Annotated in this window: 19 protein-coding genes; 14 read left to right on the top strand and 5 right to left on the bottom strand. The window is 74.0% G+C overall.

All coding sequences use genetic code 11. From position 1 onward, the window contains the following. The first annotated feature begins 135 nt into the window (after positions 1-135). Together miaB and A4V12_RS24375 are read left to right on the top strand one after the other, a co-directional pair. A complete protein-coding gene (gene miaB, locus A4V12_RS24380) occupies positions 136-1,626 on the top strand; it encodes a tRNA (N6-isopentenyl adenosine(37)-C2)-methylthiotransferase MiaB (RefSeq protein ID WP_199831369.1) in 1,491 nt (496 codons plus the stop codon). 225 nt (positions 1,627-1,851) lie between these two features. Then, positions 1,852-2,559 carry a class III extradiol dioxygenase subunit B-like domain-containing protein gene (locus A4V12_RS24375; RefSeq protein ID WP_064071536.1) on the top strand — a complete coding sequence of 236 codons (708 nt, stop codon included), beginning with the start codon at positions 1,852-1,854 and terminating at the stop codon, positions 2,557-2,559. A 117-nt stretch (positions 2,560-2,676) separates the two neighbouring features. Here A4V12_RS24375 and A4V12_RS24370 read toward each other — a convergent pair whose 3' ends face one another. Further along, positions 2,677-2,931 carry an antitoxin gene (locus A4V12_RS24370; protein ID WP_064071535.1) on the bottom strand — a complete coding sequence of 85 codons (255 nt, stop codon included), beginning with the start codon at positions 2,929-2,931 and terminating at the stop codon, positions 2,677-2,679. A gap of 36 nt (positions 2,932-2,967) precedes the next feature. After that, on the bottom strand, positions 2,968-3,168 hold the full coding sequence (locus A4V12_RS24365) for a hypothetical protein (RefSeq protein ID WP_064071534.1): 201 nt from the start codon (positions 3,166-3,168) through the stop codon (positions 2,968-2,970). A gap of 252 nt (positions 3,169-3,420) precedes the next feature. Here A4V12_RS24365 and miaA point away from each other — a divergent pair, with 252 nt between their 5' ends. The 6 genes from miaA (at position 3,421) to hflX (ending at position 11,725) form a co-directional block, all read left to right on the top strand. Further along, positions 3,421-4,359: a tRNA (adenosine(37)-N6)-dimethylallyltransferase MiaA gene (gene miaA / locus A4V12_RS24360; RefSeq protein WP_064071533.1), complete on the top strand. Its 939-nt coding sequence runs from the start codon at positions 3,421-3,423 to the stop codon at positions 4,357-4,359. 107 nt (positions 4,360-4,466) lie between these two features. Then, entirely contained in the window at positions 4,467-4,934 is a 468-nt protein-coding gene (locus A4V12_RS24355) for a hypothetical protein (protein ID WP_064071532.1), read from the top strand. Between the two features lie 184 nt (positions 4,935-5,118). Next, complete coding sequence (dapF, locus tag A4V12_RS24350; protein WP_064071583.1) at positions 5,119-5,991, top strand: diaminopimelate epimerase; 873 nt, start codon at positions 5,119-5,121, stop codon at positions 5,989-5,991. A gap of 183 nt (positions 5,992-6,174) precedes the next feature. After that, positions 6,175-8,364 carry a RelA/SpoT family protein gene (locus A4V12_RS24345; RefSeq protein WP_064071582.1) on the top strand — a complete coding sequence of 730 codons (2,190 nt, stop codon included), beginning with the start codon at positions 6,175-6,177 and terminating at the stop codon, positions 8,362-8,364. A gap of 166 nt (positions 8,365-8,530) precedes the next feature. Continuing rightward, complete coding sequence (locus A4V12_RS24340) at positions 8,531-10,042, top strand: M1 family metallopeptidase (RefSeq protein WP_064071531.1); 1,512 nt, start codon at positions 8,531-8,533, stop codon at positions 10,040-10,042. A 189-nt stretch (positions 10,043-10,231) separates the two neighbouring features. Then, positions 10,232-11,725, top strand: a complete 1,494-nt coding sequence (gene hflX / locus A4V12_RS24335; protein WP_064071530.1) for a GTPase HflX — start codon at positions 10,232-10,234, stop codon at positions 11,723-11,725. Between the two features lie 127 nt (positions 11,726-11,852). Here hflX and A4V12_RS24330 read toward each other — a convergent pair whose 3' ends face one another. Then, entirely contained in the window at positions 11,853-13,025 is a 1,173-nt protein-coding gene (locus A4V12_RS24330; RefSeq protein WP_064071529.1) for a trypsin-like serine peptidase, read from the bottom strand. A 301-nt stretch (positions 13,026-13,326) separates the two neighbouring features. After that, positions 13,327-14,502: a trypsin-like serine peptidase gene (locus A4V12_RS24325; protein ID WP_064071528.1), complete on the bottom strand. Its 1,176-nt coding sequence runs from the start codon at positions 14,500-14,502 to the stop codon at positions 13,327-13,329. A 331-nt stretch (positions 14,503-14,833) separates the two neighbouring features. Between A4V12_RS24325 and A4V12_RS24320 the strand changes: the two genes are divergently transcribed. Genes A4V12_RS24320 through A4V12_RS24300 form a run of 5 tightly spaced genes read left to right on the top strand, consistent with a single transcriptional unit; the run spans position 14,834 to position 23,030 of the window. Then, the gene (locus tag A4V12_RS24320) at positions 14,834-16,201 is read left to right on the top strand and encodes a diaminobutyrate--2-oxoglutarate transaminase family protein (RefSeq protein ID WP_064071527.1); all 1,368 of its coding nucleotides are present in this window, start codon (positions 14,834-14,836) and stop codon (positions 16,199-16,201) included. 32 nt (positions 16,202-16,233) lie between these two features. Then, the gene (locus tag A4V12_RS24315) at positions 16,234-18,147 is read left to right on the top strand and encodes an IucA/IucC family protein (RefSeq protein WP_064071526.1); all 1,914 of its coding nucleotides are present in this window, start codon (positions 16,234-16,236) and stop codon (positions 18,145-18,147) included. A 40-nt stretch (positions 18,148-18,187) separates the two neighbouring features. Continuing rightward, entirely contained in the window at positions 18,188-18,925 is a 738-nt protein-coding gene (locus A4V12_RS24310) for a GNAT family N-acetyltransferase (RefSeq protein ID WP_064071525.1), read from the top strand. A gap of 60 nt (positions 18,926-18,985) precedes the next feature. Then, positions 18,986-20,938 (top strand): IucA/IucC family protein, encoded by a 1,953-nt coding sequence (locus A4V12_RS24305; RefSeq protein WP_064071524.1) that lies wholly within the window; start codon positions 18,986-18,988, stop codon positions 20,936-20,938. Between the two features lie 37 nt (positions 20,939-20,975). Continuing rightward, a complete protein-coding gene (locus tag A4V12_RS24300; RefSeq protein WP_234372323.1) occupies positions 20,976-23,030 on the top strand; it encodes an ATP-dependent DNA helicase in 2,055 nt (684 codons plus the stop codon). 169 nt (positions 23,031-23,199) lie between these two features. On the opposite strand, the gene lexA is transcribed toward A4V12_RS24300, so the two are convergent. Then, positions 23,200-23,985 (bottom strand): transcriptional repressor LexA, encoded by a 786-nt coding sequence (gene lexA / locus A4V12_RS24295; protein ID WP_064071523.1) that lies wholly within the window; start codon positions 23,983-23,985, stop codon positions 23,200-23,202. A 732-nt stretch (positions 23,986-24,717) separates the two neighbouring features. Between lexA and nrdR the strand changes: the two genes are divergently transcribed. Next, a complete protein-coding gene (gene nrdR / locus A4V12_RS24290; protein WP_064071522.1) occupies positions 24,718-25,230 on the top strand; it encodes a transcriptional regulator NrdR in 513 nt (170 codons plus the stop codon). Positions 25,231-25,258 lie beyond the last annotated feature (28 nt).

Raw genomic sequence — 25,258 nt, 5'->3', positions numbered from 1 at the left:
GGCGGGACCCGCCCTTCTCCCCGACGGCCCGGCGTTCCGGCGGCCCGGCGGCCCGGCGGTCCGGATGCAGCAGGGCGGGCCGACGGGACCCCTTACCCTGGACGGGTGAGCGGTAACGACGTGGCTGGCGGAGTAGTGGACGGTTTGAAGACGTACGAGGTGCGCACCTACGGGTGCCAGATGAACGTTCACGACTCCGAGCGCCTCTCCGGCCTGTTGGAGGGCGCCGGTTACGTACGGGCCCCCGAGGGCTCCGACGGCGACGCCGACGTCGTGGTCTTCAACACCTGCGCGGTCCGCGAGAACGCCGACAACAAGCTGTACGGCAACCTCGGCCGCCTCGCCCCCATGAAGACCAAGCGGCCCGGCATGCAGATCGCCGTCGGCGGCTGCCTCGCCCAGAAGGACCGCGACACCATCGTCAAGAAGGCGCCGTGGGTCGACGTCGTCTTCGGTACGCACAACATCGGCAAGCTGCCGGTGCTCCTGGAGCGCGCCCGCATCCAGGAGGAGGCGCAGATCGAGATCGCCGAGTCGCTGGAGGCTTTCCCCTCCACCCTGCCGACCCGGCGGGAGTCCGCGTACGCCGCATGGGTCTCGATCTCCGTCGGCTGCAACAACACCTGCACCTTCTGCATCGTCCCGGCGCTGCGCGGCAAGGAGAAGGACCGCCGTCCCGGCGACATCCTGGCCGAGATCGAGGCACTGGTCGCCGAGGGCGTCTCCGAGATCACCCTGCTCGGCCAGAACGTCAACGCGTACGGCTCCGACATCGGCGACCGGGAGGCGTTCAGCAAGCTGCTGCGCGCCTGCGGGAAGATCGAGGGCCTGGAGCGCGTCCGCTTCACCTCGCCCCACCCGCGCGACTTCACCGACGACGTCATCGCCGCGATGGCCGAGACGCCCAACGTGATGCCGCAGCTCCACATGCCGTTGCAGTCCGGCTCGGACACCGTCCTGAAGGCGATGCGCCGCTCGTACCGCCAGGACCGCTTCCTCGGGATCATCGACAAGGTGCGGAAGGCCATCCCGCACGCCGCCATCTCCACCGACATCATCGTGGGCTTCCCCGGTGAGACGGAGGAGGACTTCGAGCAGACCATGCACGTGGTGCGCGAGGCGCGGTTCGCCCAGGCGTTCACCTTCCAGTACTCCAAGCGCCCCGGCACCCCGGCGGCGACCATGGACGGGCAGATCCCCAAGGAGGTCGTGCAGGACCGCTACATGCGCCTGGTCGCCCTCCAGGAGGAGATCTCCTGGGAGGAGAACAAGAAGCAGGTCGGCCGCACCCTGGAGGTCATGGTCGCGGAGGGCGAGGGCCGCAAGGACGGCACCACGCACCGCCTCTCCGGCCGCGCCCCCGACAACCGCCTGGTGCACTTCACCAAGCCGGAGCAGGACGTGCGCCCCGGCGACGTGGTGACCGTCGAGATCACCTACGCCGCCCCGCACCACCTCCTCGCCGAGGGCCCGACCACCACCGTCCGCCGCACCCGCGCGGGCGACGCCTGGGAGAAGCGGAACGCCGCCGAGGCCGCCCGGCCCGCCGGCGTCATGCTGGGCCTCCCGCAGATCGGCGCCCCGGCCCCGCTCCCGCCGGTCACGGGCGGCTGCGCGGTCGGCTGACGGCCGGCTGACGGCCGGCCGGCACCGGCAGGGCGCCCCGGCACCGCCAGGCGTCACGCCGGCAGCCGCCGGGGAGCGCCGGTAGCCGCCTGGGCGGGCCGGCACCCGGGGGTACGCCCGGCCCGCGGGGGCACGCCGGGGCGGTCGCGTCCGTCCGCGGACCGGCCGCGCCCCCGCGCCCGGTCACGGAAAGCAGGTACGGCGGCACCGGCTACGCTGCGGATCATGCTTGTCGCCGCCGCCGTCTGCCCCTGCCCCCCGCTCCTCGTCCCCGAGGTCGCCGCCGGCGCCGCGCCCGAGCTCGACGGGGCGCGCACGGCCTGCTCCGACGCGCTCGCGGTGCTCGCCGCCTCGCGCCCGGACCTGCTGGTCGTGGTCGGCCCGGGGGCGGCGGAGGAGCCCGAGGAGTACCCGGCGGGGACGGCGGGCGACTTCCGGGGCTTCGGCGTCGACCTGGACGTACGGCTCGGTACGGGGCCCGGCGGTGTCCGGCGGCTGCCCGCGCCCCTCGCGGTGGGCGCCTGGCTGCTGGAGCGCGCCGGCAGGTCGCACGCCCCGGTCGAGGGCCTCGCCGTGGGCGAGCGGCTCCCGGCCGCGAAGTGCGCGGGAGCCGGCCGCGAGGTCGCCGCACGGGCCGGGCGTGTCGCGCTGCTGGTGCTGGGGGACGGCAGCGCGTGCCGCACTCTCAAGGCGCCGGGCTACCTCGACGAGCGGGCCGCCGGTTTCGACGAGGGGGCCGCCCGGGCGCTGGGCTCGGCGGACACGGCCGCCCTCGCGGCGCTGGACGAGCACCTCGCGTACGAGCTGAAGGCGGCCGGGCGGGCGCCGTGGCAGGTCCTGGCCGGTGCCGCCGAGGGCGCGGGACTGGAGGGGCGCCTGCTGTACGAGGACGCCCCGTACGGCGTCGGCTACTTCGTGGCCGCCTGGTCCTGACCGCGTCCGCGCCCCGAGGGGGGCGCCCCCGGTCACCCGGCACGGAACGGCGGACGGCCGCGGAGCACGGTGGTGTGCTCCGCGGCCGTCCGTGATGCCGTGGCCGGCTGTACGGGGTCAGGCGGCCGGAGGGGCCGGCGGGGTGGGCGGCGTACCGCTCCCGTCCATGTGGGCGATCCGGCCCACGGCGTTCTTGGCCTTGCCCGTACCCGACTGGATCTTGTCGCTGTACTTGCCCTTGGTCTTCCGGTCGACCATCCTCGCGGCCTTCTCCAGCCCGTGGTCGATCTTGCCCTCGTGCTGCTGCGCGAGGTCGGAAACCTTCTCCTTGGCGGGACCGAGCTTGGCCTTCAACGAATGCAGGAAGCCCATGGGGCACCTTCCCTCGGAGTAACCGTCGTGAGGATCCTACTTTCGGGCGCTCTCGCCGGCCTCGTTGTCCGCCGCCTCCTCGGCCCTCTGCTGCTTCGGGATCTCCACGCCCTCGGCGGCGGCCTCCGGTTCCGTGCCCGCCGGGTCGGTCGCCTCCGTCGCGTCCGCCGCGTCCGTCGCGCCGGGCCCCTCGGCGGCGTTCTCCGCGCCCTCCGCCGCCTGGTCGGCCGACGTCACGGCCGACTCCTCCTGGGGCGAGACCTCGGCAGACTCCTTACGTCGGCGAAACCGTGCAAAAACGCCCATATCAACTCCATAGCGTACTCGTGTGGGCGAAATCCCGCGCCGTCCGGAGCGTCCCATTGCGTCGCCCGGTGGAAGCCGGTCCGTAAACCGGCGGTCGGAACCTCGCAACAGGCAACGACGCCGATGTCGCGCCGTCACGTAACTCGTTCGGGGACCCGGTGCGAGGTTTGCGAGACTGGGGCGGTGAGAACTGCACCTCCCGCCCCGCGGGTCATCGCCGTCGTCGGCCCCACGGCGGCCGGAAAGTCCGATCTGGGCGTCCACCTCGCCCAGCAGCTGGGCGGTGAAGTCGTCAACGCCGACTCCATGCAGCTCTACCGGGGGATGGACATCGGCACCGCCAAGCTGACGCCCGAGGAGCGCGGCGGCGTCCCGCACCACCTCCTGGACATCTGGGACGTCACCGAGGCGGCCAGCGTCGCCGAGTACCAGAGGCTGGCCCGCGCCGAGATCGACCGGCTGCTCGCCGCCGGCCGCACCCCGGTCCTCGTCGGCGGTTCGGGGCTGTACGTGCGCGGCGCCATCGACGCCCTGGAGTTCCCCGGCACCGACCCGGCCGTGCGCACCCGCCTGGAGGCCGAGCTGGAGGAGCGCGGCTCCGGCGTCCTGCACGCCCGCCTCGCCGTCGCCGACCCCGAGGCCGCCCGCGCGATCCTGCCCAGCAACGGGCGCCGGATCGTCCGTGCCCTGGAGGTCATCGAGATCACCGGCCGGCCCTTCACCGCCAACCTCCCCGGCCACGACTCGGTGTACGACACCGTGCAGATCGGCGTCGACGTGGCCCGCCCCGAGCTGGACGAACGGATCACCACCCGCGTGGACCGCATGTGGGAGGCGGGCCTCGTCGACGAGGTCCGCGACCTGGAGGCGCGGGGCCTGCGCGAGGGCCGCACCGCCTCGCGGGCGCTCGGCTACCAGCAGGTCCTCGCCGCGCTCGCCGGCGAGTGCACCGAGGACGAGGCGCGCGCCGAAACCGTACGCGCCACCAAGCGTTTCGCGCGCCGCCAGGACTCCTGGTTCCGGCGCGACCCGCGCGTCCACTGGCTCAGCGGCGCCGCCGCGGACCGCCCGGAACTTCCGCGTCGGGCGCTGGCGTTGGTCGAACGAGCGGTTACAGCCTGATCACGTGATGGCATCGGGACGCCCTGCCCGTCATTCCGGCGGTCAAGGGCGTGCCATCATCGAGCATCGATCGACCAGTGGAATCCGAGTGGGGAGGGCGCGTGGCGATGGAGGCCGGCCCTCGCGACAGAGAACACCAGGAAGCACCGGACGAGCCACGGGTGGCCGGTGACGCACCGGGCCTGAGCCCGGACGGCCCCGACCTCAACGAGGACGGGACCCCCGCGATCGCCCCCGACGAGGTCGAGGTCGAACTGCGGCCGCAGCGCAAGCTGCGCATCTGGCAGCTCGCGCCCATCGTCGGGCTCGCCGTGATCGGCTCGCTGATGTTCGGATTCCCCCTCGCCTTCGGCTCCGGCGACGGCGGCGCGGTCCTCGCCATGCTCGGCCTGCTGCTGTGCGGCTGCGCCGCCGGGTGGGGCATGATGGCCGCCCGCCGCGTCGGCTACACCTGGCCGGGCCTGCCCGCCCGCGGCTCCGGCGAGCGCCCGGACTGGCGCGTGATCGCCCTGTACGTCGTCGGCGTCGCCGTCCCGGTCGCCCTGGCCGTCTGGCGCGTCGCCCGCCTCCGCTGACGCCGCCGCCCGGCTCGGCCGCCTGCGGAGCCGCCGGCGCCCCGCTCGTCCGCCCGCCGGGCCCCGGCCCCCCGACCCGGCCGGCCCCGGCGAGCCCCGCGGAACCAGGGGCGGGTGGCGCTACGGGCCGACCGGCCGGGTGTCCGGCCGCACCCGTACGATTGATCCCGTGACCACCGCACCCGTGACCAGCGCTCCCGTCGCCTTCCTCAAGGGCCACGGCACCGAGAACGACTTCGTGATCGTGCCCGACCCGGAGAACGCGCTCGACCTGACCCCCGGCGTCGTCACCCGCCTCTGCGACCGCCGGGCCGGCATCGGCGGCGACGGGCTGCTCCACGTCGTCCGGTCCGCCGCCCACCCCGACGCGCGGGACATGGCCGACGAGGCCGAATGGTTCATGGACTACCGCAACGCCGACGGCTCGGTCGCCGAGATGTGCGGCAACGGCGTACGGGTCTTCGCCCGCTACCTCCAGCACGCCGGACACCTCACCGCCGGGGACGTCGCGGTCGCCACCCGCGGCGGCGTCAAGCTCGTCCACCTCGCCAAGAACGGCGACGTCACCGTCTCCATGGGCCGCGCCCGGCTCCCCGAGGACGGGGTCACCGTCACCGTGGACGGCCGCAGCTGGCCGGCGCGCAACGTGAACATGGGCAACCCGCACGCCGTGGCGTTCGTCGAGGACCTCGACCACGCCGGCGACCTGTTCACCGAGCCGCCCTACACGCCCGCCGCGGTCTACCCAGACGGGGTCAACATCGAGTTCGTCGCCGACCGGGGCCCCCGGCACGTCGCCATGCGCGTCCACGAGCGCGGCGCGGCCGAGACCCGCTCGTGCGGCACGGGCGCGTGCGCCGTGGCCGTCGCCGCGGCCCGCCGCGACGGCGCCGACCCGGCCGAGACGGGGACCCCGGTCACGTACACCGTCGACGTCCTCGGCGGGACGCTCGTGATCACCGAGCGGCCCGACGGCGAGATCGAGATGACCGGTCCCGCGGTCATCGTCGCCGAGGGCCGGATCGACCCCGCCTGGCTCACCGCCGCGCTCGTCTGAGACCCCTGCCCGACCTTTGCGCAACCGTCGCTCGAATGGGTGATCCGGTTCACGCTGAGCGAGAGCGGGTCAGCACTACGTGGTGGGCTCGGTAGCATCAAGCACCGGCCCGGCGGGCACGCCTGCCCGCCCCACCGCCGGTCGACGCCGTCGGAGGTGCCCATGAGCGCAGAGGCCACCAACCTGAGTGCAGAGGCCACGAACCCCGCGCCCAGCCGTCGGCGCGGCCGCCCCAGGATCGACCTCCGGAGGCTCGGCCGCGCCGCACTCCTCGGCCCCGGCGCCAGGGACCGCCTGCCCGACGCCATCAGCCACGTCGCCGAGGCCCACCGCGCACACCACCCGGACGCCGACCTGGCCGTGCTGCACCGGGCGTACGTCCTCGCCGAGTCCTCGCACCGCGGCCAGTTCCGCAAGAGCGGCGAGCCCTACATCACCCACCCGCTCGCCGTCACCCTGATCCTCGCCGAACTGGGCGCCGAGACCACCACGTTGACCGCCTCCCTCCTCCACGACACGGTCGAGGACACCGACGTGACCCTCGATCAGGTCCGCGAGGAGTTCGGCGAGGAGGTCTGCTACCTCGTCGACGGCGTCACCAAACTGGAGAAGGTCGACTACGGGGCCGCGGCCGAGCCCGAGACCTTCCGCAAGATGCTCGTCGCCACCGGCAACGACGTACGGGTCATGTCCATCAAGCTCGCCGACCGGCTGCACAACATGCGCACGCTCGGCGTGATGCGCCCCGAGAAACAGGCCCGGATCGCCAAGGTGACCCGCGACGTCCTCATCCCGCTCGCCGAACGGCTCGGTGTCCAGGCCCTCAAGACCGAGCTGGAGGACCTGGTCTTCGCCATCCTCCACCCCGCCGAGTACGAGAACACCCGCGCCCTCGTCGCCGACAACGCCACCGCCGGGGACGCCCTGGCCGCCATCGCCGACGACGTCAGAACGGTGCTCAGAGAGGCCCGCATCCCGGCCGAAGTGCTGGTGCGGCCACGCCACTTCGTCTCGGTGCACCGCGTCCGGCTCAAGCGCGGCGAACTGCGCGGCACCGACTTCGGGCGGCTGCTCGTCCTGGTCGGCGACGACGCCGACTGCTACGGGGTCCTCGGCGAGCTGCACACCTGCTTCACCCCGGTCATCTCCGAGTTCAAGGACTTCATCGCGGCGCCCAAGTTCAACCTCTACCAGTCGCTCCACACCGCCGTCGCCGCGCCGGACGGCGCGGTCGCCGAAGTCCTCATCCGTACCCACCAGATGCACAAGGTCGCCGAGGCCGGCGTCGTCGCCCTCGGCAACCCGTACGCGGCACCCGCCGAGGGCACCGAGCCCGTGGGCGAGGACGGCGAGCGCACCGACCCCACCCGGCCGGGCTGGCTCTCCCGGCTGCTCGCCTGGCAGCGGTCCACCCCCGACCCCGACACCTTCTGGACCTCGCTCCGCGCCGATCTGGCCCAGGACGGCGAGATCACCGTCTTCCGCCCGGACGGCGGCACCCTCGCGCTGCCGGCCGGCGCGACCTGCGTGGACGCGGCGTACGCCCAGTACGGCGAGGCGGCCCACACCTGCGTCGGCGCCCGCGTCAACGGCCGCCTCGCGGCGCTCGGCACCGTCCTGAACGACGGGGACACCGTGCAGCCGCTGCTCGCCCGGGAGGACGCGGCGCCGGGCGACCTGCCGGGGCCCGCCGCGGCCGGGTCCGCCCGCACCGGCGCCGCGGTCCGCACGCCGGTGCACGACCCCGCGTCCGGGCCCTCGCCCGACTGGCTGGAGCACGCCCGCACCCCGGCCGCCCGCATCGCCATCACCGGCTGGCTCGCCGCGCACCCGGAGGGCGTGAAGGTCCCGGCGGCCGCCCCGCGCCCCCCGGCCGCGACCGTGTGCGCCGACGCCCCGGCCCCCCGGGACGCCGCGGCGAACGCCGTCGTGGCCGACCTGCCGGGCGCCCAGGTGCGGCTGGCCCGCTGCTGCACGCCCGTGCCGCCCGACGCGGTCACCGGCTTCCCGGTACGCGGCGGGAACGTGACCGTCCACCGTGTCGGATGCCCCGCCGTGCGGCGCATGGAGGCGGCCGGCCGGGTGCCCGTCGGCGTGCGGTGGGGGGAGGCGGCCGAGTGCCGGGTCACGCTGGTCGCCGAATCGTTCGGGCGGCCGAGGCTGCTCGCCGACCTCACGGAGGCCATCGCGACGGCGGGCGCGGCGATCGTCTCGGCCACCGTGGAGCCCCCCAGCGAGCAGCGCGTCCGGCACACGTACACCCTCCAGCTCGCCGACGCCGCCGAACTGCCCGGCCTGATGCGCGCCATGCGCGACGTGCCCGGCGTGTACGACGTGAGCCGCGCCCAGCAGCCGGCGGCCACCACCGGCTGACCGCCCCGCCCCATCCCATCCCATCCCGGCGTCCCGCGCCGACTCGCGCCCGCCCCCTGCGTCCCACGCCACCCCGCCGCCTCCCGGCTCCCGCGCCGAGCCCGTTCGGGTGCGCGGGGCGCGCGCCGTCGCGGTCCTGGACCGGCGCGCTGGTAGCGGTTGCCTCATGTCCCTCACATCGCGTGCACCACGCACAGCCCGCACCTCCCGGCGCCTCCGGGTGGCCCTGGTGGCTGCGGCGTCGGCCGGTCTGATCGGCGCCGCGCTGCCCGCGCCCCAGCCGCTGGGCATCGGCGACCCGCTCTTCCCGCAGCTCGGCAACCCCGGCTACGACGTCCTCGCGTACGACATCGCCCTCACCTACCGGGGCGACAACAGCAAGCCGCTGGACGCCGTCACCAGGATCGACGCACGGGCGACCGACCGGCTGGACCGCGTCAACCTGGACTTCACCCACGGCACCGTCCACGGGGTCGAGGTCGACGGCCGGCCCGCCGAGTTCGCGCTCAGCGGCGAGGACCTCGTCGTCGAGCCGGCCCGGGCGGTCGGGCCGGGCGAGCGGTTCCGCGTCTCCGTGACGCACACCAGCGACCCGGCCGGGCCGAGGAACACCGGGGGCTGGGTCCGCACCGGCGACGGCCTGGCGATGGCCAACCAGGCCGACGCCGCCCACCGCGTCTTCCCCGGCAACGACCACCCCGCCGACAAGGCGTACTTCACCTTCCGGGTCACCGCGCCCGAGGACCTGACGGTGGTCGCCAACGGCCGGCTCGTCGCCCGCGCCCTCGCCGGCGGCGACCGCACCTGGCTGTACCGCGGCTCCCACCCCATGGCCACCGAGCTGGCCCAGGTGTCCATCGGCCGCTCCACCGTGGTCCGCCGCACCGGACCGCACGGCCTGCCCGTGCGCGACGTCGTGCCGTTCGCCGACGCCGACCGGCTGGAACCCTGGCTGAAGCGGACGCCCGACCACCTGGAGTGGATGGAGCGCAAGGTCGGGCGCTACCCCTTCGAGACGTACGGGGTGCTCGTCGCCGACGCGGACACCGGCTTCGAGCTGGAGACGCAGACGCTCTCCCTCTTCGAGCGCTCCCTGTTCACCCGCGGCGGCCTGCCGAAGTGGTTCGTCGAGTCGATCATGGTGCACGAGCTGGCGCACCACTGGTTCGGCAACAGCGTCTCACCGCGCCGCTGGGCCGACCTGTGGCTCAACGAAGGGCACGCGACCTGGTACGAGGCGCTGTACGCGGAGGAGACGGCGAAGCAGCCGCTGGAGCGGCGCATGCGCCAGGCGTACCTCGACTCCGACCGCTGGCGCGCGGCGGGCGGACCGCCGGCCGCGCCCCGCCCGCCCGCGGCGGGCCAGAAGATCAGCCTGTTCCGCCCGGTCGTCTACGACGGCAGCGCCCTGGTCCTGTACGCACTGCGGCAGGAGATCGGGAAGCCGGCCTTCGAGCGGCTGGAGCGGCGCTGGGTCGACCGGTACGCGCACGGCACGGCGAGCACGGACGACTTCGTGCGGCTCGCCTCGGAGGAGGCCGGCCGCGACCTGACCGCGTTCATGCAGGGGTGGCTGTACGGCGAGCACACGCCGAGGATGCCGGGGCACCCCGACTGGCGCAGCAAGGCGCCGGCCAAGGGTTCCACCAAGGCGCCGGCGCCCTCCGCCAAGCGCTGAGACCCGGGAGGAAACCCGGGTGACGGCCCCGGTCGTGCCGTGCGACCATCAGGTGGTCGGCGGCGCGGCCGGGACCCCGGAATGACGGGGACCCGCCCCGGGAATGATCCGGGGGAGTCACGCGTTGTGACTGACGAGCAGCTCGTCCCGGCGTGGGCCGGGCGAGTCATCCCACGACGTAAGGATCCAATGACCTCCTCTTCATCCCCTTCCCAGGACGCGCAGAGCTTCGCGGACACCAACCGCACCGAGAGCCTTCGGGCCGATGCCCTGATGGAAGAGGACGTCGCCTGGAGCCACGAGATCGACGGAGAGCGGGACGGCGACCAGTTCGACCGCTCCGAGCGCGCGGCCCTGCGCCGTGTCGCGGGTCTCTCCACGGAGCTCGAGGACGTCACCGAGGTCGAGTACCGGCAGCTGCGGCTGGAGCGCGTGGTGCTCGTCGGCGTGTGGACCTCGGGGACGGTGCAGGACGCGGAGAACTCCCTCGCGGAGCTGGCCGCGCTCGCCGAGACGGCGGGCGCGCTGGTGCTCGACGGAGTGATCCAGCGCCGCGACAAGCCGGACCCGGCCACCTACATCGGCTCGGGCAAGGCGACCGAGCTGCGGGACATCGTGCTGGAGACCGGGGCCGACACCGTCGTCTGCGACGGTGAGCTCAGCCCCGGCCAGCTGATCCACCTCGAGGACGTCGTCAAGGTCAAGGTGGTCGACCGGACCGCCCTGATCCTCGACATCTTCGCCCAGCACGCCAAGTCCCGAGAGGGAAAGGCGCAGGTCGCGCTCGCGCAGATGCAGTACATGCTGCCGCGGCTGCGCGGCTGGGGTCAGTCGCTGTCCCGGCAGATGGGCGGCGGCGGCGGTGGCGGCATGGCCACCCGTGGTCCCGGTGAGACCAAGATCGAGACGGACCGGCGACGGATCCGCGAGAAGATGGCGAAGATGCGCCGTGAGATCGCGGAGATGAAGACGGGCCGTGACATCAAGCGCCAGGAGCGGCGCCGCAACAAGGTGCCGTCGGTCGCCATCGCCGGCTACACCAACGCCGGCAAGTCGTCCCTGCTCAACCGGCTGACCGGCGCGGGCGTGCTGGTGGAGAACGCGCTGTTCGCCACCCTGGACCCGACCGTGCGCCGGGCCGAGACGCCCAGTGGCCGCCTGTACACCCTGGCGGACACCGTCGGGTTCGTACGGCACCTGCCGCACCACCTCGTCGAGGCGTTCCGCTCCACCATGGAGGAGGTCGGCGACTCCGACCTGATCCTGCACGTGGTGGACGGCTCGCACCCGGCGCCGGAGGAGCAGCTGGCCGCCGTGCGCGAGGTGATCCGCGACGTCGGCGCGGTCGACGTGCCCGAGATCGTCGTGATCAACAAGGCGGACGCCGCCGACCCGCTCGTCCTGCAGCGGCTGCTGCGCATCGAGCGGCACTCGATCGCGGTGTCGGCCCGGACCGGCATGGGCATGCAGGAACTGCTCGCACTGATCGACGCCGAGCTGCCGCGACCGCAGGTCGAGATCGAGGCGCTCCTGCCGTACACGCAGGGCGCGCTGGTGTCGCGGGCGCACGCCGAGGGCGAGGTGCTCTCCGAGGAGCACACGCCGGAGGGCACGCTGCTCAAGGCACGCGTCCACGAGGAACTGGCCGCGTTCCTGGCTCCGTACGTCCCGGCGGCGCACTGACGTCCTGACGTCCTGACGCCCCCGGCGGCGCACCGGCGTGCGTCCCGGCGGCGCGCCACCGGCGGCCGGCCGAACGGCGAAGGCCCGCCCCCTCGCGAGGGGGCGGGCCTTCACGTGTGCCGGACGGTCACCGCCCAGCGAACTTGTCGCTCATCATCGTGTAGATCTGCTCCGCGCCCCGGTCGAGGCGCGGGCCGGCCAGCCAGCCGGCGGTCACCGGGCCGATGGACGTGTTGGACACCAGCGCCAGCTTCCCGCCCGGCTTCTCGATGAACCAGCCACCGCCGGAGGACCCGCCGGTCATGGTGCAGCCGATCCGCCACATGGTCGGGGTACCGGGCGTGAGGGTGAGCCGGCCGGGGCGGTCGACGCACTTGTGCATCAGCGCACCGTCGTACGGCGGGGCCGCCGGATAGCCCCAGGCGCCCATCGCGGGGATGCCCGCCGCCTGCGGGGCACCGAAGTCGACGTCGAGCGCGACACCGACCGTCTCCTCCAGGGACTTGGTGCCGTTCTCCGGCTTCACGTGCATCACGGCGTAGTCGTACGGGGCGCCCCCGCCGCCGGTCGGACCGCCCTGCGAGATCCACTCGCCGGAGGTCGAGACCCAGTCCGCCCAGTACACGCCGTAGGGCGCGACCTCCTGCGGCGGGGCCTTCTCCAGCGCGTCGGGGGACCGGCCCAGGTCGTTGTACGCGGGGACGAAGGCGATGTTGCGGTACCAGCCGCCCTCCTTGCCGGCGTGCACGCAGTGGCCCGCGGTCCAGACGAGGTTGGACCTGCCGGGGTTCTTCGGGTCCTTGACGACGGTCGCGGAGCAGACCATCGAGCCGCCGGGGGCGTCGAAGAAGACCTTGCCGACCGGTGCGGCGTTCCGGTGGTACGGCTTCTCCTCCGCCACGGCCTCGACCGGCCTCGGCTCGGGGTCGGTGGCGCCCTGGTCGCCCGTGGCGGTCCCGGCGGCCATCGTCTTCGCCGGGGACGTGGCGGACCGCATCCGCTCCGGCTTCCACAGCCCCTCGATCACCGGGTTGACGAAGTCCTTGGCCTCACGCAGCCAGGTGTCGCGGTCCCAGTTCCGCCACTCGCCGTTCTTCCACTTCTCCGGGTCGACGCCGTGCTCCCTGAGCTTGTCGGCGAGGTCGGCGGGCAGCTCCGCGCCACCGCCTCCGGTGCCGGCGGGGCTGGACGCGGCGGGCTTGCCGGCCGCCTCGTCCCCGGTGGGGCCGCAGCCGGTGGCCGTCAGCGTGAGAGCCGCGGCGAGGCCGGCAGCGGCCAGCAGCGGACGTATGGATCGCATGGTGACGATTCCCCCTGATAACGCATGTGCCGTACGGAAATGCCATGAACCTGACATGCAAACGGGCGGTCTTCCGGGACCGCCCGTCCGAGATCGCGCCCCTACTTTATGCCGGGCCCGCGCGCGGCCGTCGCCACCGGCGATGACCTGCACGGAGTCTCCACCGGGCGAGGCGCCGGGCCCCGGCGCCAGGAGCTCACGGGGCCGGGTCCACCGGCCCCCGGCCCACCGGCCCCCGGTCCGCCAGGCGCCGCGTCCGACCGGGCGCCGCGGCCCCCGCCGCGACGCCCGGACCGCGGGCCTACCGGCCCGCGAACTTCTTGCTGACCTCTTCGTAGATGCCCTTCGCCTCGTCGCCCAGCCGCGGACCGGCCAGCCAGCCCGCCGTCACCGGGCCGATGGAGGTGTTGGACACCAGCGCGGGCTTGCCGTCCTTGCCCCGCGCGACCCAGCCGCCGCCGGAGGAGCCGCCCGTCATGGTGCAGCCGATGCGGTACATCGTGGGCTGCGCCGCGTCGAGGGACAGCCGGCCCGGCTTGTCCGCGCACTGGTACATCAGCTGGCCGTCGAACGGCGGAGCCGCCGGGTAGCCGGTCGCCTCCATCTCGGCGATCTCCGGCGCGGCCGGCGCGGCGAACTCCACCGGGAGCGCCGAACCGACCGTCTCCTCCAGCGACTTGCCGTTGCCGCCCTTCTCCGGGGTCACGTGGATGACCGCGTAGTCGTACGGGGCGCCCTGGCCGCCGGTCGCCGCCCCCTGGGAGATCCACTGCTCGGACGTCTGCGCCCAGTCGCCCCACCACACGCCGTAGGGCGCCATCTCCTCGCGGGTCGCGTTCTCCAGGTCGGCCCCGGTCCTCCCGCTGTCGTTGTACGAGGGGACGAAGGCGATGTTGCGGTACCAGCCGCCCTCCTTGCCGGCGTGCACGCAGTGGCCCGCGGTCCAGACGAGGTTGGACCTGCCCGGGTTCGCCGGGTCCTTCACCACGGTCGCGGAGCACACCATCGAGCCCTGGGGCCCGTCGAAGAGGACCTTCCCGGCCTCCGGGACGCCGTCGTGGTACGGCGCCTTCACGGCCGCCGCCTCGACCGGCTCGGGCGTCGGATCCGTGACGCCCTCGTCACCGGAGATGTCCCCGTCCTCGACGGGCCTCTCCGGCTGCTCCGCGTCACGCATGCGGTCCGGGTCCCACAGGTCCTCGATGATCGGGTTGACGTAGTCCTTGGCCTCCCGCAGCCACTTGTCCTTGTCCCAGTTCTTCCACTCGCCGTTCCGCCACTTGTCCAAGTCGATCCCGTGCTCCTTGAGCCGGTCCTTGAGGTCGTCCGGGATCGTGATCTTGCCGTCGGACGTCCGGTCGGCGGAGGCGGTCGGCTCACCGCCCGCGTTCTCCTCGCTCGGGCCGCACGCGGTGGCCGTCAGGGCCAGTGCCGCGGCGACGGAGGCTGCGGCGAGCAGCGGACGAATGGGTCGCATGTCGTGATCCCCCTGGGACTTCGTGACGTCGTGTTTCGTGACGGAGCACTTCCGCGTGCCTCCCGGCACGTGCGGACCCGGCTGCGCCCGGCCGGACTTCGGCCGGCTCCGGCACCGGAGTGCGGCCCCCCACTATGCCGGTGCCGTTGGGGACGGCGAGCGGCAGGGCCGCGGTTCCCCGGCCGTAAGGATCTTCACGAACACCGTGATCGGAAACACATCTCGTCGTTGGTACGTACGAGGGACACCAGGCCGGTGCTCATTCCGCCCGGAAGCGGGACGAGTCGTAGACCGGTGGGCAGCGCAACCGTTACCGGGAGGATCCGAAGCCGTGGCCGTGACCGACTCAGCCCCGGTGGCACCGACGAGCGCACAGGAGGGGATCCTGCGGCGCCAGTCGCTGCGCGAATCGGCCGCCCGCACCTACGCGCGCGCCCTGCCCATCGTGCCCGTGCGGGCCAGGGGCCTGACCATCGAGGGCGCCGACGGGCGACGCTACCTCGACTGCCTCTCCGGAGCCGGGACCCTGGCCCTCGGCCACAACCACCCCGTGGTCCTGGAGGCCATCAAGAAGGTCCTCGACTCCGGCGCCCCACTGCACGTCCTCGATCTCGCCACCCCGGTCAAGGACGCCTTCATCACCGAGCTGTTCGCCACGCTGCCGCGCGGCCTCGCCGACGACGCGCGGATCCAGTTCTGCGGCCCGGCGGGCACGGACGCGGTCGAGGCCGCCCTCAAGCTGGTGCGCAACGCCACCGGCCGGCAGGGACTGCTCGCCTTCACCGGCGCGTACCACGGCATGACGGCCGGCGCCCTCGCCGCCTCCGGCGGCGCCACCGACGTACGGGTCACCCGCCTGCCCTACCCGCACGACTACCGCTGCCCCTTCGGCGTCGGCGGCGAACGCGGCGCCGGGATCGCCGCCCGCTGGACCGAGACCCTCCTCGACGACCCCAAGTCCGGCGTCCCCGCCCCGGCCGGAATGATCCTGGAACCCGTCCAGGGCGAGGGCGGGGTGATCCCCGCGCCCGACGACTGGCTGCGCCGGATGCGCCGCGTCACCGCCGACCGCTCCATCCCGCTCATCGCCGACGAGGTGCAGACCGGAGTCGGCCGCACCGGCGCCTTCTGGGCGGTCGACCACAGCGGCGTCGTCCCCGACGTGATGGTCATGTCCAAGGCCATCGGCGGCTCCCTGCCGCTCGCCGTCATCGTCTACCGGTCCGGCCTGGACGTCTGGCAACCGGGCGCCCACGCCGGCACGTTCCGCGGCAACCAGCTGGCCATGGCGGCCGGCGCGGCCACCCTCGCCTTCGTACGCGAGAACCGCCTCGCCGAGCGCGCGGCGACCCTCGGCGCACGCATGCTGGGGCAGCTCCAGGGCCTCGCCGCCGCCCACCCCCGCATCGGGGACGTACGGGGCCGGGGACTCATGATCGGCGTCGAGCTGGTCGACCCGGACACCACGGCCGACGTCCCGCCGCCGGACCCCGCCCTCGCCGCGGCCGTCCAGCGCGAGTGCCTCGGACGCGGGCTCATCGTCGAACTCGGCGGCCGGCACAACGCCGTCGTACGCCTCCTGCCCCCGCTCACGCTCACCGACGAGCAGGCCGGGGCCGTCCTCGACCGCTTCGCCGACGCCCTGGGCGCCGCGGAGAACACCACGCCCCGCCCGAGCGACCCCGGGCCGTCCCGCTGAACCCGAACCTCCTCACCAGAAAGTCCCCGCCCGTGAACCCCACCCCCGTACCCGCGGCACCCGGCGCCGACGGCCCTCCCACCGCCCCCGCCGGCCACCGCCCCGGCGAGTCGACGACAGTGCCGCGCCAGCACGCGGGCGGGTACGAAGACCTGCCCGGCGGCCATGCCCCGGCCAAGGGCGCGACGGACGGGCACGGCGCCCACGCCGACGGCCCCGACCCCCTCGACCACCCGGACGCCCACCACGCGGCGGACGCGGCGACCGTCGAGAACCTGCTGCGCTGCTGGGTGCGGGAGAAGGGCCTGACCCGGCCCGGCGGCCGGACCCTGCGCGTCCCCCTCCCCGCCAGCGGCACCGCGCTCCTCGTCCCCGTCCACTACTGGTCGCCCACCGGCTGGCACCGCTTCGGGCCGCCCACCCTCGAAGGCGCCCCGCCGACCGCCCCGCCCGTCGACGCCGTGACCACCGCCGCCCTCATCGGCCGCGAGTCGGGCCCCGCCGGCGACCACCGCGAGGGCGCCGACCTGGTGGGCCGGGTCGCCGACTCCGCCCGCCGCACCGCCGTCTTCCTCACCCACCGGCGCCACCACCCCGGCCCCGCCGCGGACGCCGACCTCTTCCTGGCCACCGAGCAGTCCCTGCTGCTCGGCCACCCCCTCCATCCCACGCCCAAGAGCCGCGAAGGGCTCACCGACTCCGAGGCCCGCCTCTACTCGCCCGAGACCAGCGGCTCCTTCCCGCTGCACTGGATGGCCGTCGACCGGTCCGTGCTCGCCACGGACTCCGCCTGGACCGAACAGGGCCGCCCGCGGACCGCCGACCACCTCACCGCCCGCCTCGCCGAGGGCCTCGCCCTCCCCGACGGCACCGCCGCACTGCCGCTGCACCCCTGGCAGGCCCGCGACCTGCTCCACCGGCCCGCCGTCGCCGAACTGCTCTCCGCCGGCCTCCTCCACGACCTCGGCCCGCACGGCGCCCCGTGGCACCCCACCTCCTCCGTCCGGACCGTCCACCGGCCCGGCGCCCCGGCCATGCTGAAGCTCTCCCTCGGCGTACGCATCACCAACTCCCGCCGCGAGAACCTCCGCAAGGAACTCCACCGCGGGGTCGAGGTGCACCGGCTCCTGCGCACCGGCCTCGCCGAACAGTGGCAGGCCGCCCACCCGGGCTTCGACATCGTGCGCGACCCGGCGTGGCTGGCCGTCGACACCCCGTCCGGCGAACCCGTCCCCGGACTCGACGTCGTCCTCCGCCACAACCCCTTCGGCCTCGGGGACGACGCCGCCTGTGTCGCCGGCCTCACCACCCCGCGCCCCTGGCCCGGCAGCGCCCGGATGCGGTCGCGCCTCGCCGTCATCGTGTCCCGGCTCGCCGCCCGCACCGGCCGCCCCACCGGCGCCGTCGCCGCCGAGTGGTTCCTGCGCTACCTCGACCAAGTCGTCCGCCCCGTGCTGTGGCTCGACGGCACCGCCGGCATCGCCCTGGAGGCGCACCAGCAGAACACCCTGGTGATCCTCGACCCCGACGGCTGGCCCCGCGGCGGCCGCTACCGCGACAACCAGGGCTACTACTTCCGCGAATCGCACCGGACCGCCCTGGAGCACCGGCTCCCCGGCATCGGCACCCGCAGCGACACCTTCGTCCCCGACGACGTCACCGACGAGCGGTTCGCCTACTACCTCGGCATCAACAACATCCTCGGCCTGATCGGCGCCTTCGGCTCCCAGCGCCTCGCCGACGAGCAGCTCCTCCTCGCCGCCTTCCGGCAGTTCCTCACCAGCAGCACCGGCCTCGGCTCCCCCCTGCCGGCCCGCCTGCTGGAGAGCCCGACCCTGCGCTGCAAGGCCAACCTCCTGACCCGGCTGCACGGCCTGGACGAGCTGGTCGGCCCCGTCGACACCCAGTCCGTGTACGTCACCGTCCCCAACCCCCTCCGCCGCTGACACCACCCGCCCCGCCCCGACCGCCGAGAGGACAGCGCCCGTGCCTCCCACCGACGCGAGTGCCGACACCGGACCCAGCGCCCCCGCGCCGGCCGGGACCGGCACGGAGGACACCCTGGACCTCCGGCTGCCCGACGAACTGCTGACCCTGCTGCGCCCCGACGACCCGGGCCCCGGGCGCCGGCGGCCGGCCGACGACGCCGGCGACGACCTCCTCGACACCGTCGCCGGCTGGGCCCCCGCCACCACACCCCTGGGGCCCTTCCGGCTCGTCCCGGTGCACCTCGCCCGCGACCGGGACCTCATCAGCCGGTGGATGAACGACCCGGCGGTCGCCGCCTTCTGGGAGCTGGCCGGCCCGGCCTCGGTCACCGAGGCCCACCTGCGCGCCCAACTCGACGGCGACGGGCGCAGCGTGCCCTGCCTCGGCGTCCTGGACACCACGCCCATGAGCTACTTCGAGATCTACCGCGCCGACCTCGACCCGCTGGCCCGGTACTACCCGGCCCGCCCGCACGACACCGGTGTCCACCTGCTCATCGGGGGAGTCACCGACCGCGGCCGGGGCGTCGGCAGCACCCTGCTCCGGGCGGTCTCGGACCTCGTGCTGGACCACCGCCCGCACTGCGCGCGGGTCGTCGCCGAGCCGGACCTCCGCAACACCCCCTCCGTCTCCGCCTTCCTGAGCGCCGGCTTCCGGTTCTCCGCCGAACTCGACCTCCCCGACAAGCGAGCCGCCCTGATGATCCGCGACCGCACCCTGCGACACCTGCTGTGACCAGCGCGCTGCTCCACATAGACCGCTCGATCCACATCGGTTCCACCCGGAGGAGTCCCCGTGCCGAAACCGCCTGTCACCCCCGACTCCGCGGAGCCGCCCGCCCCGCCGACCTCCGCCGGTCCGCCCGAGCTCAACCCGCGGACCTGGGCCCGGGCCTCGCGCCTGCTGCTCGCGAAGATGCTCGGTGAGTTCGCGTACGAGGAGATCATCGATCCGGCCCGGCTCCCCGCAGCCCCGGACACCGACCGGACCGCGCCGGACGCCGACCGGGCCGCGCCGACCGCCGAGCGGGCCGAGGAGGGCGGCGGCCCGGCAGGGGCGGACGGCGACGGGGGCGTGCCGGACGCCGACCGGGCGGGGAGGGAGGGACGTCCGCCGACCGACCCGTACACGCTCCGGCTCGACGACGGGTCCGTCCTCGCCTTCGCCGCGCGCCGGACCGCCTACGGCAGCTGGCGGGTCGACCCCCGCTCGATCACCCGTGACGGCCGGCCCTTCACCGACCCGCTGGACTTCCTCGTACGCGCCCGCCACCTCCTCCGCCTCGACGGAGCCACGCTCGGGCACCTCCTGCGCGAGCTGACCATCACGCTCGCCGCCGACGCCCGGCTGCACCACACGGCACTCCCGGCCGCCCGGCTCGCCGACCTCGGCTACGCCGAACTGGAGGGCCACCAGACCGGCCACCCGTGGATCGTGTTCAACAAGGGCCGCATCGGTTTCTCCGCCGCCGACGCCGCCCGGTGGGCGCCCGAGGCGCGCCGCGCGGCCCCCCTGCCGTGGATCGCGGTCAGCACGGCGCTCGCCGCCTACCGGGGCGTCCCCGCGCTCGACACCCCCGCGCGCCTCTACGAACGGGAGCTGGCCCCCGCCCTGCGCGACGCGTTCGCCGCCGAACTCCGCGCCCGGGGCCACGACCCGGAGCGGTACCTGTACCTGCCCGTGCACCCCTGGCAGTGGGACGAGGTACTGCTCCCGCTGTACGCGCCGGCGATCGCCGAGGGCGCGATCGTGCCGCTCCCCGCCGACGGCGACCTCCGGCTGCCGCAGCAGTCCATCCGTACGTTCCTCAACGTCAGCCGGCCGGACCGGTTCAGCGTCAAGCTGCCGCTGTCCGTGCTGAACACCCTGGTCTGGCGCGGCCTGCCCACCGAACGCACCCTCGCCGCCCCCGCCGTGACCTCCTGGGTCCACGCCCTGCGCGACGCCGACCCCTTCCTGCGCGACGAGTGCCGGGTGATCCTGCTGGGCGAGGTCGCCTCCGTCACGGTCGAGCACCCCCTGTACGACCGCCTCCCCGAGGCCCCGTACCAGTACAAGGAGCTGCTCGGCGCGATCTGGCGCGAACCGCTGAGCCTGCCGGCCGGCGAGCGCGCCCGGACCCTCGCCTCCCTCCTGCACACCGACGCGGCGGGCCGCTCCTTCACCGCCGAACTGGTGGCCCGCTCGGGACTCCGCCCCGAGGTCTGGCTCCGGCACCTGTTCGCCGCCCTGCTGCCCCCCTTGCTGCACTTCCTCTACCGGTACGGCACGGTGTTCTCCCCGCACGGCGAGAACACCATCGTCGTCTTCGACGACCACGACGTGCCCGTACGCCTGGCGATCAAGGACTTCGTCGACGACATCAACGTCAGCGCCCACCCGGTGCCCGAGCACGGCACGATGCCGGACGACGTGCGTGCCGTGCTGCTCACCGAGGAGCCCGGTTTCCTCACCCAGTTCATCCACTCCGGGCTCTTCATCGGCGTCTTCCGCTACCTGGCGCCCCTGTGCGAGGAGCAACTGGGCGTGCCGGAGCGCGACTTCTGGTCACTCGTACGGGCAGAGGTCCTCCGCCACCAGGCCCGGTTCCCGGACCTCAAGGACCGCTACGAGCTGTTCGACCTGCTGACCCCGCGCATCGAGCGGCTCTGTCTGAACCGCAACCGCCTGCATCTGGACGGTTACCGCGACCGGGCGCAGCGGCCGCACGCCGCCGTCCACGGCACCGTCCCCAATCCGCTCGCGTGAGCCGGTTGTCAGTGCCGCGCCGTAGGGTGGACGGGCTATGACGAAGCCATACCTCCCCGAGCTCCTCCACACCGCCGTCACCGCCGTCGGCGGCGTGGAACGGCCAGGCCAGGTCACCATGGCCGAGGCCGTGGCGCAGGCCATCGACGACGGCTCCCACCTCCTGGTCCAGGCCGGCACCGGCACCGGCAAGTCGCTGGGCTACCTGGTGCCCGCGCTGGCGCACGGGGAGCGGGTCGTGGTCGCCACCGCGACGCTGGCCCTCCAGCGGCAGCTGGTCGAGCGCGACCTGCCGCGCACGGTGGACGCGCTCCATCCGCAGCTGCGGCGGCGCCCGGAGTTCGCCATGCTCAAGGGGCGGTCGAACTACCTGTGCCTGCACCGGCTCCACGAGGGCGTCCCGCAGGAGGAGGAGGACGGCCTCTTCGACCCCTTCGAGGCGGCCGCGCCGACCAGCAAGCTCGGCCAGGACCTGCTGCGTCTGCGCGACTGGTCCGACGACACCGAGACCGGGGACCGGGACGACCTGACCCCCGGTGTCTCCGACCGGGCGTGGGCGCAGGTGTCCGTCACCTCCCGGGAGTGCCTGGGCGCGTCGAAGTGCGCGTACGGAGCGGAGTGCTTCGCCGAGGCGGCGCGGGAGCGCGCCAAGCTCGCCGACGTGGTGGTCACCAATCACGCCCTGCTCGCGATCGACGCGATCGAGGGCGCCCCGGTGCTCCCGCAGCACGAGGTCCTGATCGTCGACGAGGCCCACGAGCTGGTCTCCCGGGTGACCGGCGTGGCCACCGGCGAGCTCACCCCCGGCCAGGTCAACCGCGCCGTGCGGCGTGCGGCGAAGCTGGTCGACGAGAAGGTCGCGGACCAGCTCCAGACGGCCGCCGAGGGGTTCGAGCGGCTGATGGAGCTGGCCCTGCCGGGCCGGCTGGAGGAGATCCCCGAGGACCTCGGGTACGCGCTGATGGCGCTCCGCGACGCGGCACGGACGGTGATCTCCGCCCTCGGTTCCACCCGGGACAGGTCGGTCCAGGACGAGGACGCGGTCCGCAAGCAGGCCATGGCCTCCGTGGAGAACGTGCACGCCGTGGCCGAGCGCATCACGCAGGGCTCGGAGTACGACGTCGTCTGGTACGAGCGGCACGACCGGTTCGGGGCGTCCCTGCGGGTGGCGCCGCTGTCCGTCTCCGGTCTGCTGCGCGAGAAGCTCTTCGCGGAGCGGTCCGTCGTCCTGACCTCCGCCACGCTGAAGCTCGGCGGCGACTTCAACGGCGTCGGTGCCTCGCTGGGCCTGCCGCCGGAGGGCACGGTCGGCACGGAGGACGAGGACGTGCCGGTGTGGAAGGGCCTCGACGTCGGTTCGCCCTTCGACTACCCGAAGCAGGGCATCCTGTACGTGGCGCGGCACCTGACCGCCCCGGGCAGGGAGGGCAGCCGCGGCGACATGATGGATGAGCTGGCCGAGCTGGTCGAGGCGGCCGGTGGCCGCACGCTCGGCCTCTTCTCGTCCATGCGGGCAGCCCAGGCAGCCGCCGAGGAACTGCGGGGCAGGCTCGACAAGCCCATCCTGCTCCAGGGCGAGGACACCCTCGGTGAACTGATCAAGAACTTCGCGAGTGACCCGGACACCTGTCTGTTCGGCACGCTCTCGCTGTGGCAGGGCGTCGACGTCCCCGGGCCGAACTGCCAGCTGGTGGTGATGGACCGCATCCCGTTCCCCCGGCCCGACGACCCGCTGATGAGCGCGCGCCAGAAGGCCGTGGAGGAGGCGGGCGGGAACGGCTTCATGGCCGTCGCCGCGACGCACGCGGCGCTGCTGATGGCGCAGGGCGCGGGCCGGCTGGTCCGGGCCACGGGCGACCGCGGAGTGGTGGCCGTCCTGGACCCCCGGCTCGCCACCGCCCGGTACGGCAGCTATCTGCGCGCCTCACTGCCCGACTTCTGGTACACCACGGACCGCAACCAGGTGCGTCGCTCCCTGGCCGCGATCGACGCCGCGGCGAAGGCCGCCACCGCGAAGGCCGCCACCGCGAAGTCCGGCGACGCGAAGTCCGGCGACGAGCGGGCGGACGAGACGCGGGCCGCCGACGTCTAGGCGGCACGGGGTCGTGAGCGGCCGGGCGGTCCGCCGCCGGGCCGGTCCGTCGGCACTCCCCGGGACCGGAACCGGGACCGGAACCGGGGCTGGGACCGGTCGGTGCATGAGTAGGACCCCGGGACCGGCGCAGTGGGTCCCGGGGTCCGGTCGGAGCCGGCGCGCGCTGTCACACGCGCCGCAGTACCGCCACCACCTTGCCGAGGATCGTCGCCTCGTCGCCGGGGATCGGCTGGTAGGCCGCGTTGTGCGGGAGCAGCCAGACGTGCCCGTCCTCCCGCTTGAAGCGCTTGACCGTGGCCTCGCCGTCCAGCATCGCCGCCACGATGTCGCCGTTCTCCGCGACCGGCTGGCGGCGCACGGTCACCCAGTCGCCGTCACAGATGGCCGCCTCGATCATCGAGTCGCCGACGACCTTCAGGACGAACAGCTCTCCGTCGCCGACGAGCTGGCGGGGGAGGGGGAACACGTCCTCCACCGACTCCTCGGCCAGGATGGGGCCACCGGCGGCGATACGGCCGACGAGCGGGACGTACGACGCGGCGGGCTTGCCGGTGGTGTCGGTCGGCTGGCTGCTCGGCTGGTCGGAGCCGCGGACCTCGTAGGCCCGGGGGCGGTGGGGGTCCCGGCGCAGGAATCCCTTCCGCTCCAGTGCCATCAGCTGGTGGGCGACCGAGGAGGTGCTCGACAGTCCCACCGCCTGGCCGATCTCCCGCATCGACGGCGGGTAACCGCGCCGCTGCACCGAGTCCCGGATGACCTCGATGACCCTCCGCTGCCGGTCCGTGAGCCCGGAGCTGTCGGCCCGGATGCCTGGAGGTCGCCCGGGCAGCGATCGTGTGGGCTTGGGCCCCTCCGCGTGCGTGGTCGCTTCGTTCATGGCATGCACCGGCTCGAGTCGGCTCTGGGAGCGGTCCTGGGCAGTGATGGTGGCACTGTCTGCGGTGGTGGTCACGTCGGCCCCTCTCGAATGGTCTCCCTAGCTGGACAACGGTAGTTGCTTTCGAAAGGTTGCGCCAAACACACGTTCGAGTGAAATATCGTAGATTGGCTTACGTGTGCGTGTGACTAGGTGTATGTGCGACCGTCGACCGACTGATTCCGGCCGCCGCGGCCGTGCTCCCACGGTAGCCCCACGGCCGCGCCCCTTCACCGGCACCCCCGCACCGCCGTCCCCTCGCCGTACCGCCGGCGCCGTCGGTCCGTAGGACCGTGCCCCGCCTGTGCGTACGCGGCAGGTGGTCCGAGGATCTCGCCGGGCGGTCCGCGGCCCCGCCGATGATGACGGAGGGTCCCCGCGATCCGCCCCGCGCGGGTGTCGCGCGCCGGAGCGCGGGTAGGCGCCGTGTTGTGGTCCGTGCGCCGCCGCGGGGCTCCCCTCGGGTGCCCGTCCGGGGCGGCGCCGTGAAGCGCCCCGGAGGGCCGGCGCGGGCCCCCGCACTCCGCCGCGCCGCCTCCTTCCCGTAGGCTCTGGGGCGATCCCCGGTGCCGCGACGCGCGACACGCGCTGTGGGGCCAAAAGGCGGCTCGACCCCAGATCTAGTGGTTGGATTGGCCCGGCCACCCACAAGTTGTGGTCCCCCTGTCCTTCGGGGGCGTGGTCATCGCCTATGCTGGTGGCTGCTTCGAGGGGCCCTCACCGGTCCTGACGAGGCTATTCAGTCGTGCTGTGAAGGAGGGTTGGGAGATGCACTGCCCCTTCTGCAGGCACCCCGACAGCCGCGTCGTCGACAGTCGCACCACCGACGACGGAACGGCCATCCGCCGCCGCCGCCAGTGCCCCGACTGCTCCCGCCGTTTCACCACGGTGGAGACGGCGTCACTCATGGTGATCAAGCGCAGCGGGGTCACCGAGCCCTTCAGCCGCACCAAGGTCATCTCCGGAGTGCGCAAGGCGTGCCAGGGGCGGCCGGTCACCGAGGACGCCCTCGCCAAACTCGGCCAGCGGGTCGAGGAGGCGGTGCGCGCCACCGGCAGCGCGGAACTCACGACCCATGACGTCGGACTCGCCATACTCGGACCGCTGCAGGAGCTCGACCTCGTCGCGTACCTGCGCTTCGCGTCCGTGTACCGGGCGTTCGACTCACTCGAGGACTTCGAGGCCGCCATCGCGGAACTCCGCGAGCGGCGGCCCCCCGCGGACGACTGCGGGACCGGCGCGGCCCCCGGGGTCCCGGTCCCCGCGACCGCCGCCGACTGACCGCCCGGTCCGGCGAGGGGCCGGCGGT

Origin of the sequence: Streptomyces noursei (genome assembly GCF_001646665.1) — a bacterium.
Lineage (GTDB): Bacteria > Actinomycetota > Actinomycetes > Streptomycetales > Streptomycetaceae > Streptomyces > Streptomyces lavendulocolor.
The sequence above is the reverse complement of the archived record's forward strand: the minus strand, read 5'-3'. Positions and strand labels throughout refer to the sequence as shown.

Excerpts from the sequence above, each read along its gene's own strand:
- A4V12_RS24325 (WP_064071528.1), bottom strand. The coding sequence starts at position 14,502 with ATGCGACCCATTCGTCCGCTGCTCGCCGCAGCCTCCGTCGCCGCGGCA.
- A4V12_RS24340 (WP_064071531.1), top strand. The coding sequence starts at position 8,531 with ATGTCCCTCACATCGCGTGCACCACGCACAGCCCGCACCTCCCGGCGC.
- hflX (WP_064071530.1), top strand. The coding sequence starts at position 10,232 with ATGACCTCCTCTTCATCCCCTTCCCAGGACGCGCAGAGCTTCGCGGAC.
- A4V12_RS24370 (WP_064071535.1), bottom strand. The coding sequence starts at position 2,931 with ATGGGCTTCCTGCATTCGTTGAAGGCCAAGCTCGGTCCCGCCAAGGAG.
- A4V12_RS24300 (WP_234372323.1), top strand. The coding sequence starts at position 20,976 with ATGACGAAGCCATACCTCCCCGAGCTCCTCCACACCGCCGTCACCGCC.
- nrdR (WP_064071522.1), top strand. The coding sequence starts at position 24,718 with ATGCACTGCCCCTTCTGCAGGCACCCCGACAGCCGCGTCGTCGACAGT.
- A4V12_RS24355 (WP_064071532.1), top strand. The coding sequence starts at position 4,467 with ATGGAGGCCGGCCCTCGCGACAGAGAACACCAGGAAGCACCGGACGAG.
- A4V12_RS24330 (WP_064071529.1), bottom strand. The coding sequence starts at position 13,025 with ATGCGATCCATACGTCCGCTGCTGGCCGCTGCCGGCCTCGCCGCGGCT.
- A4V12_RS24375 (WP_064071536.1), top strand. The coding sequence starts at position 1,852 with ATGCTTGTCGCCGCCGCCGTCTGCCCCTGCCCCCCGCTCCTCGTCCCC.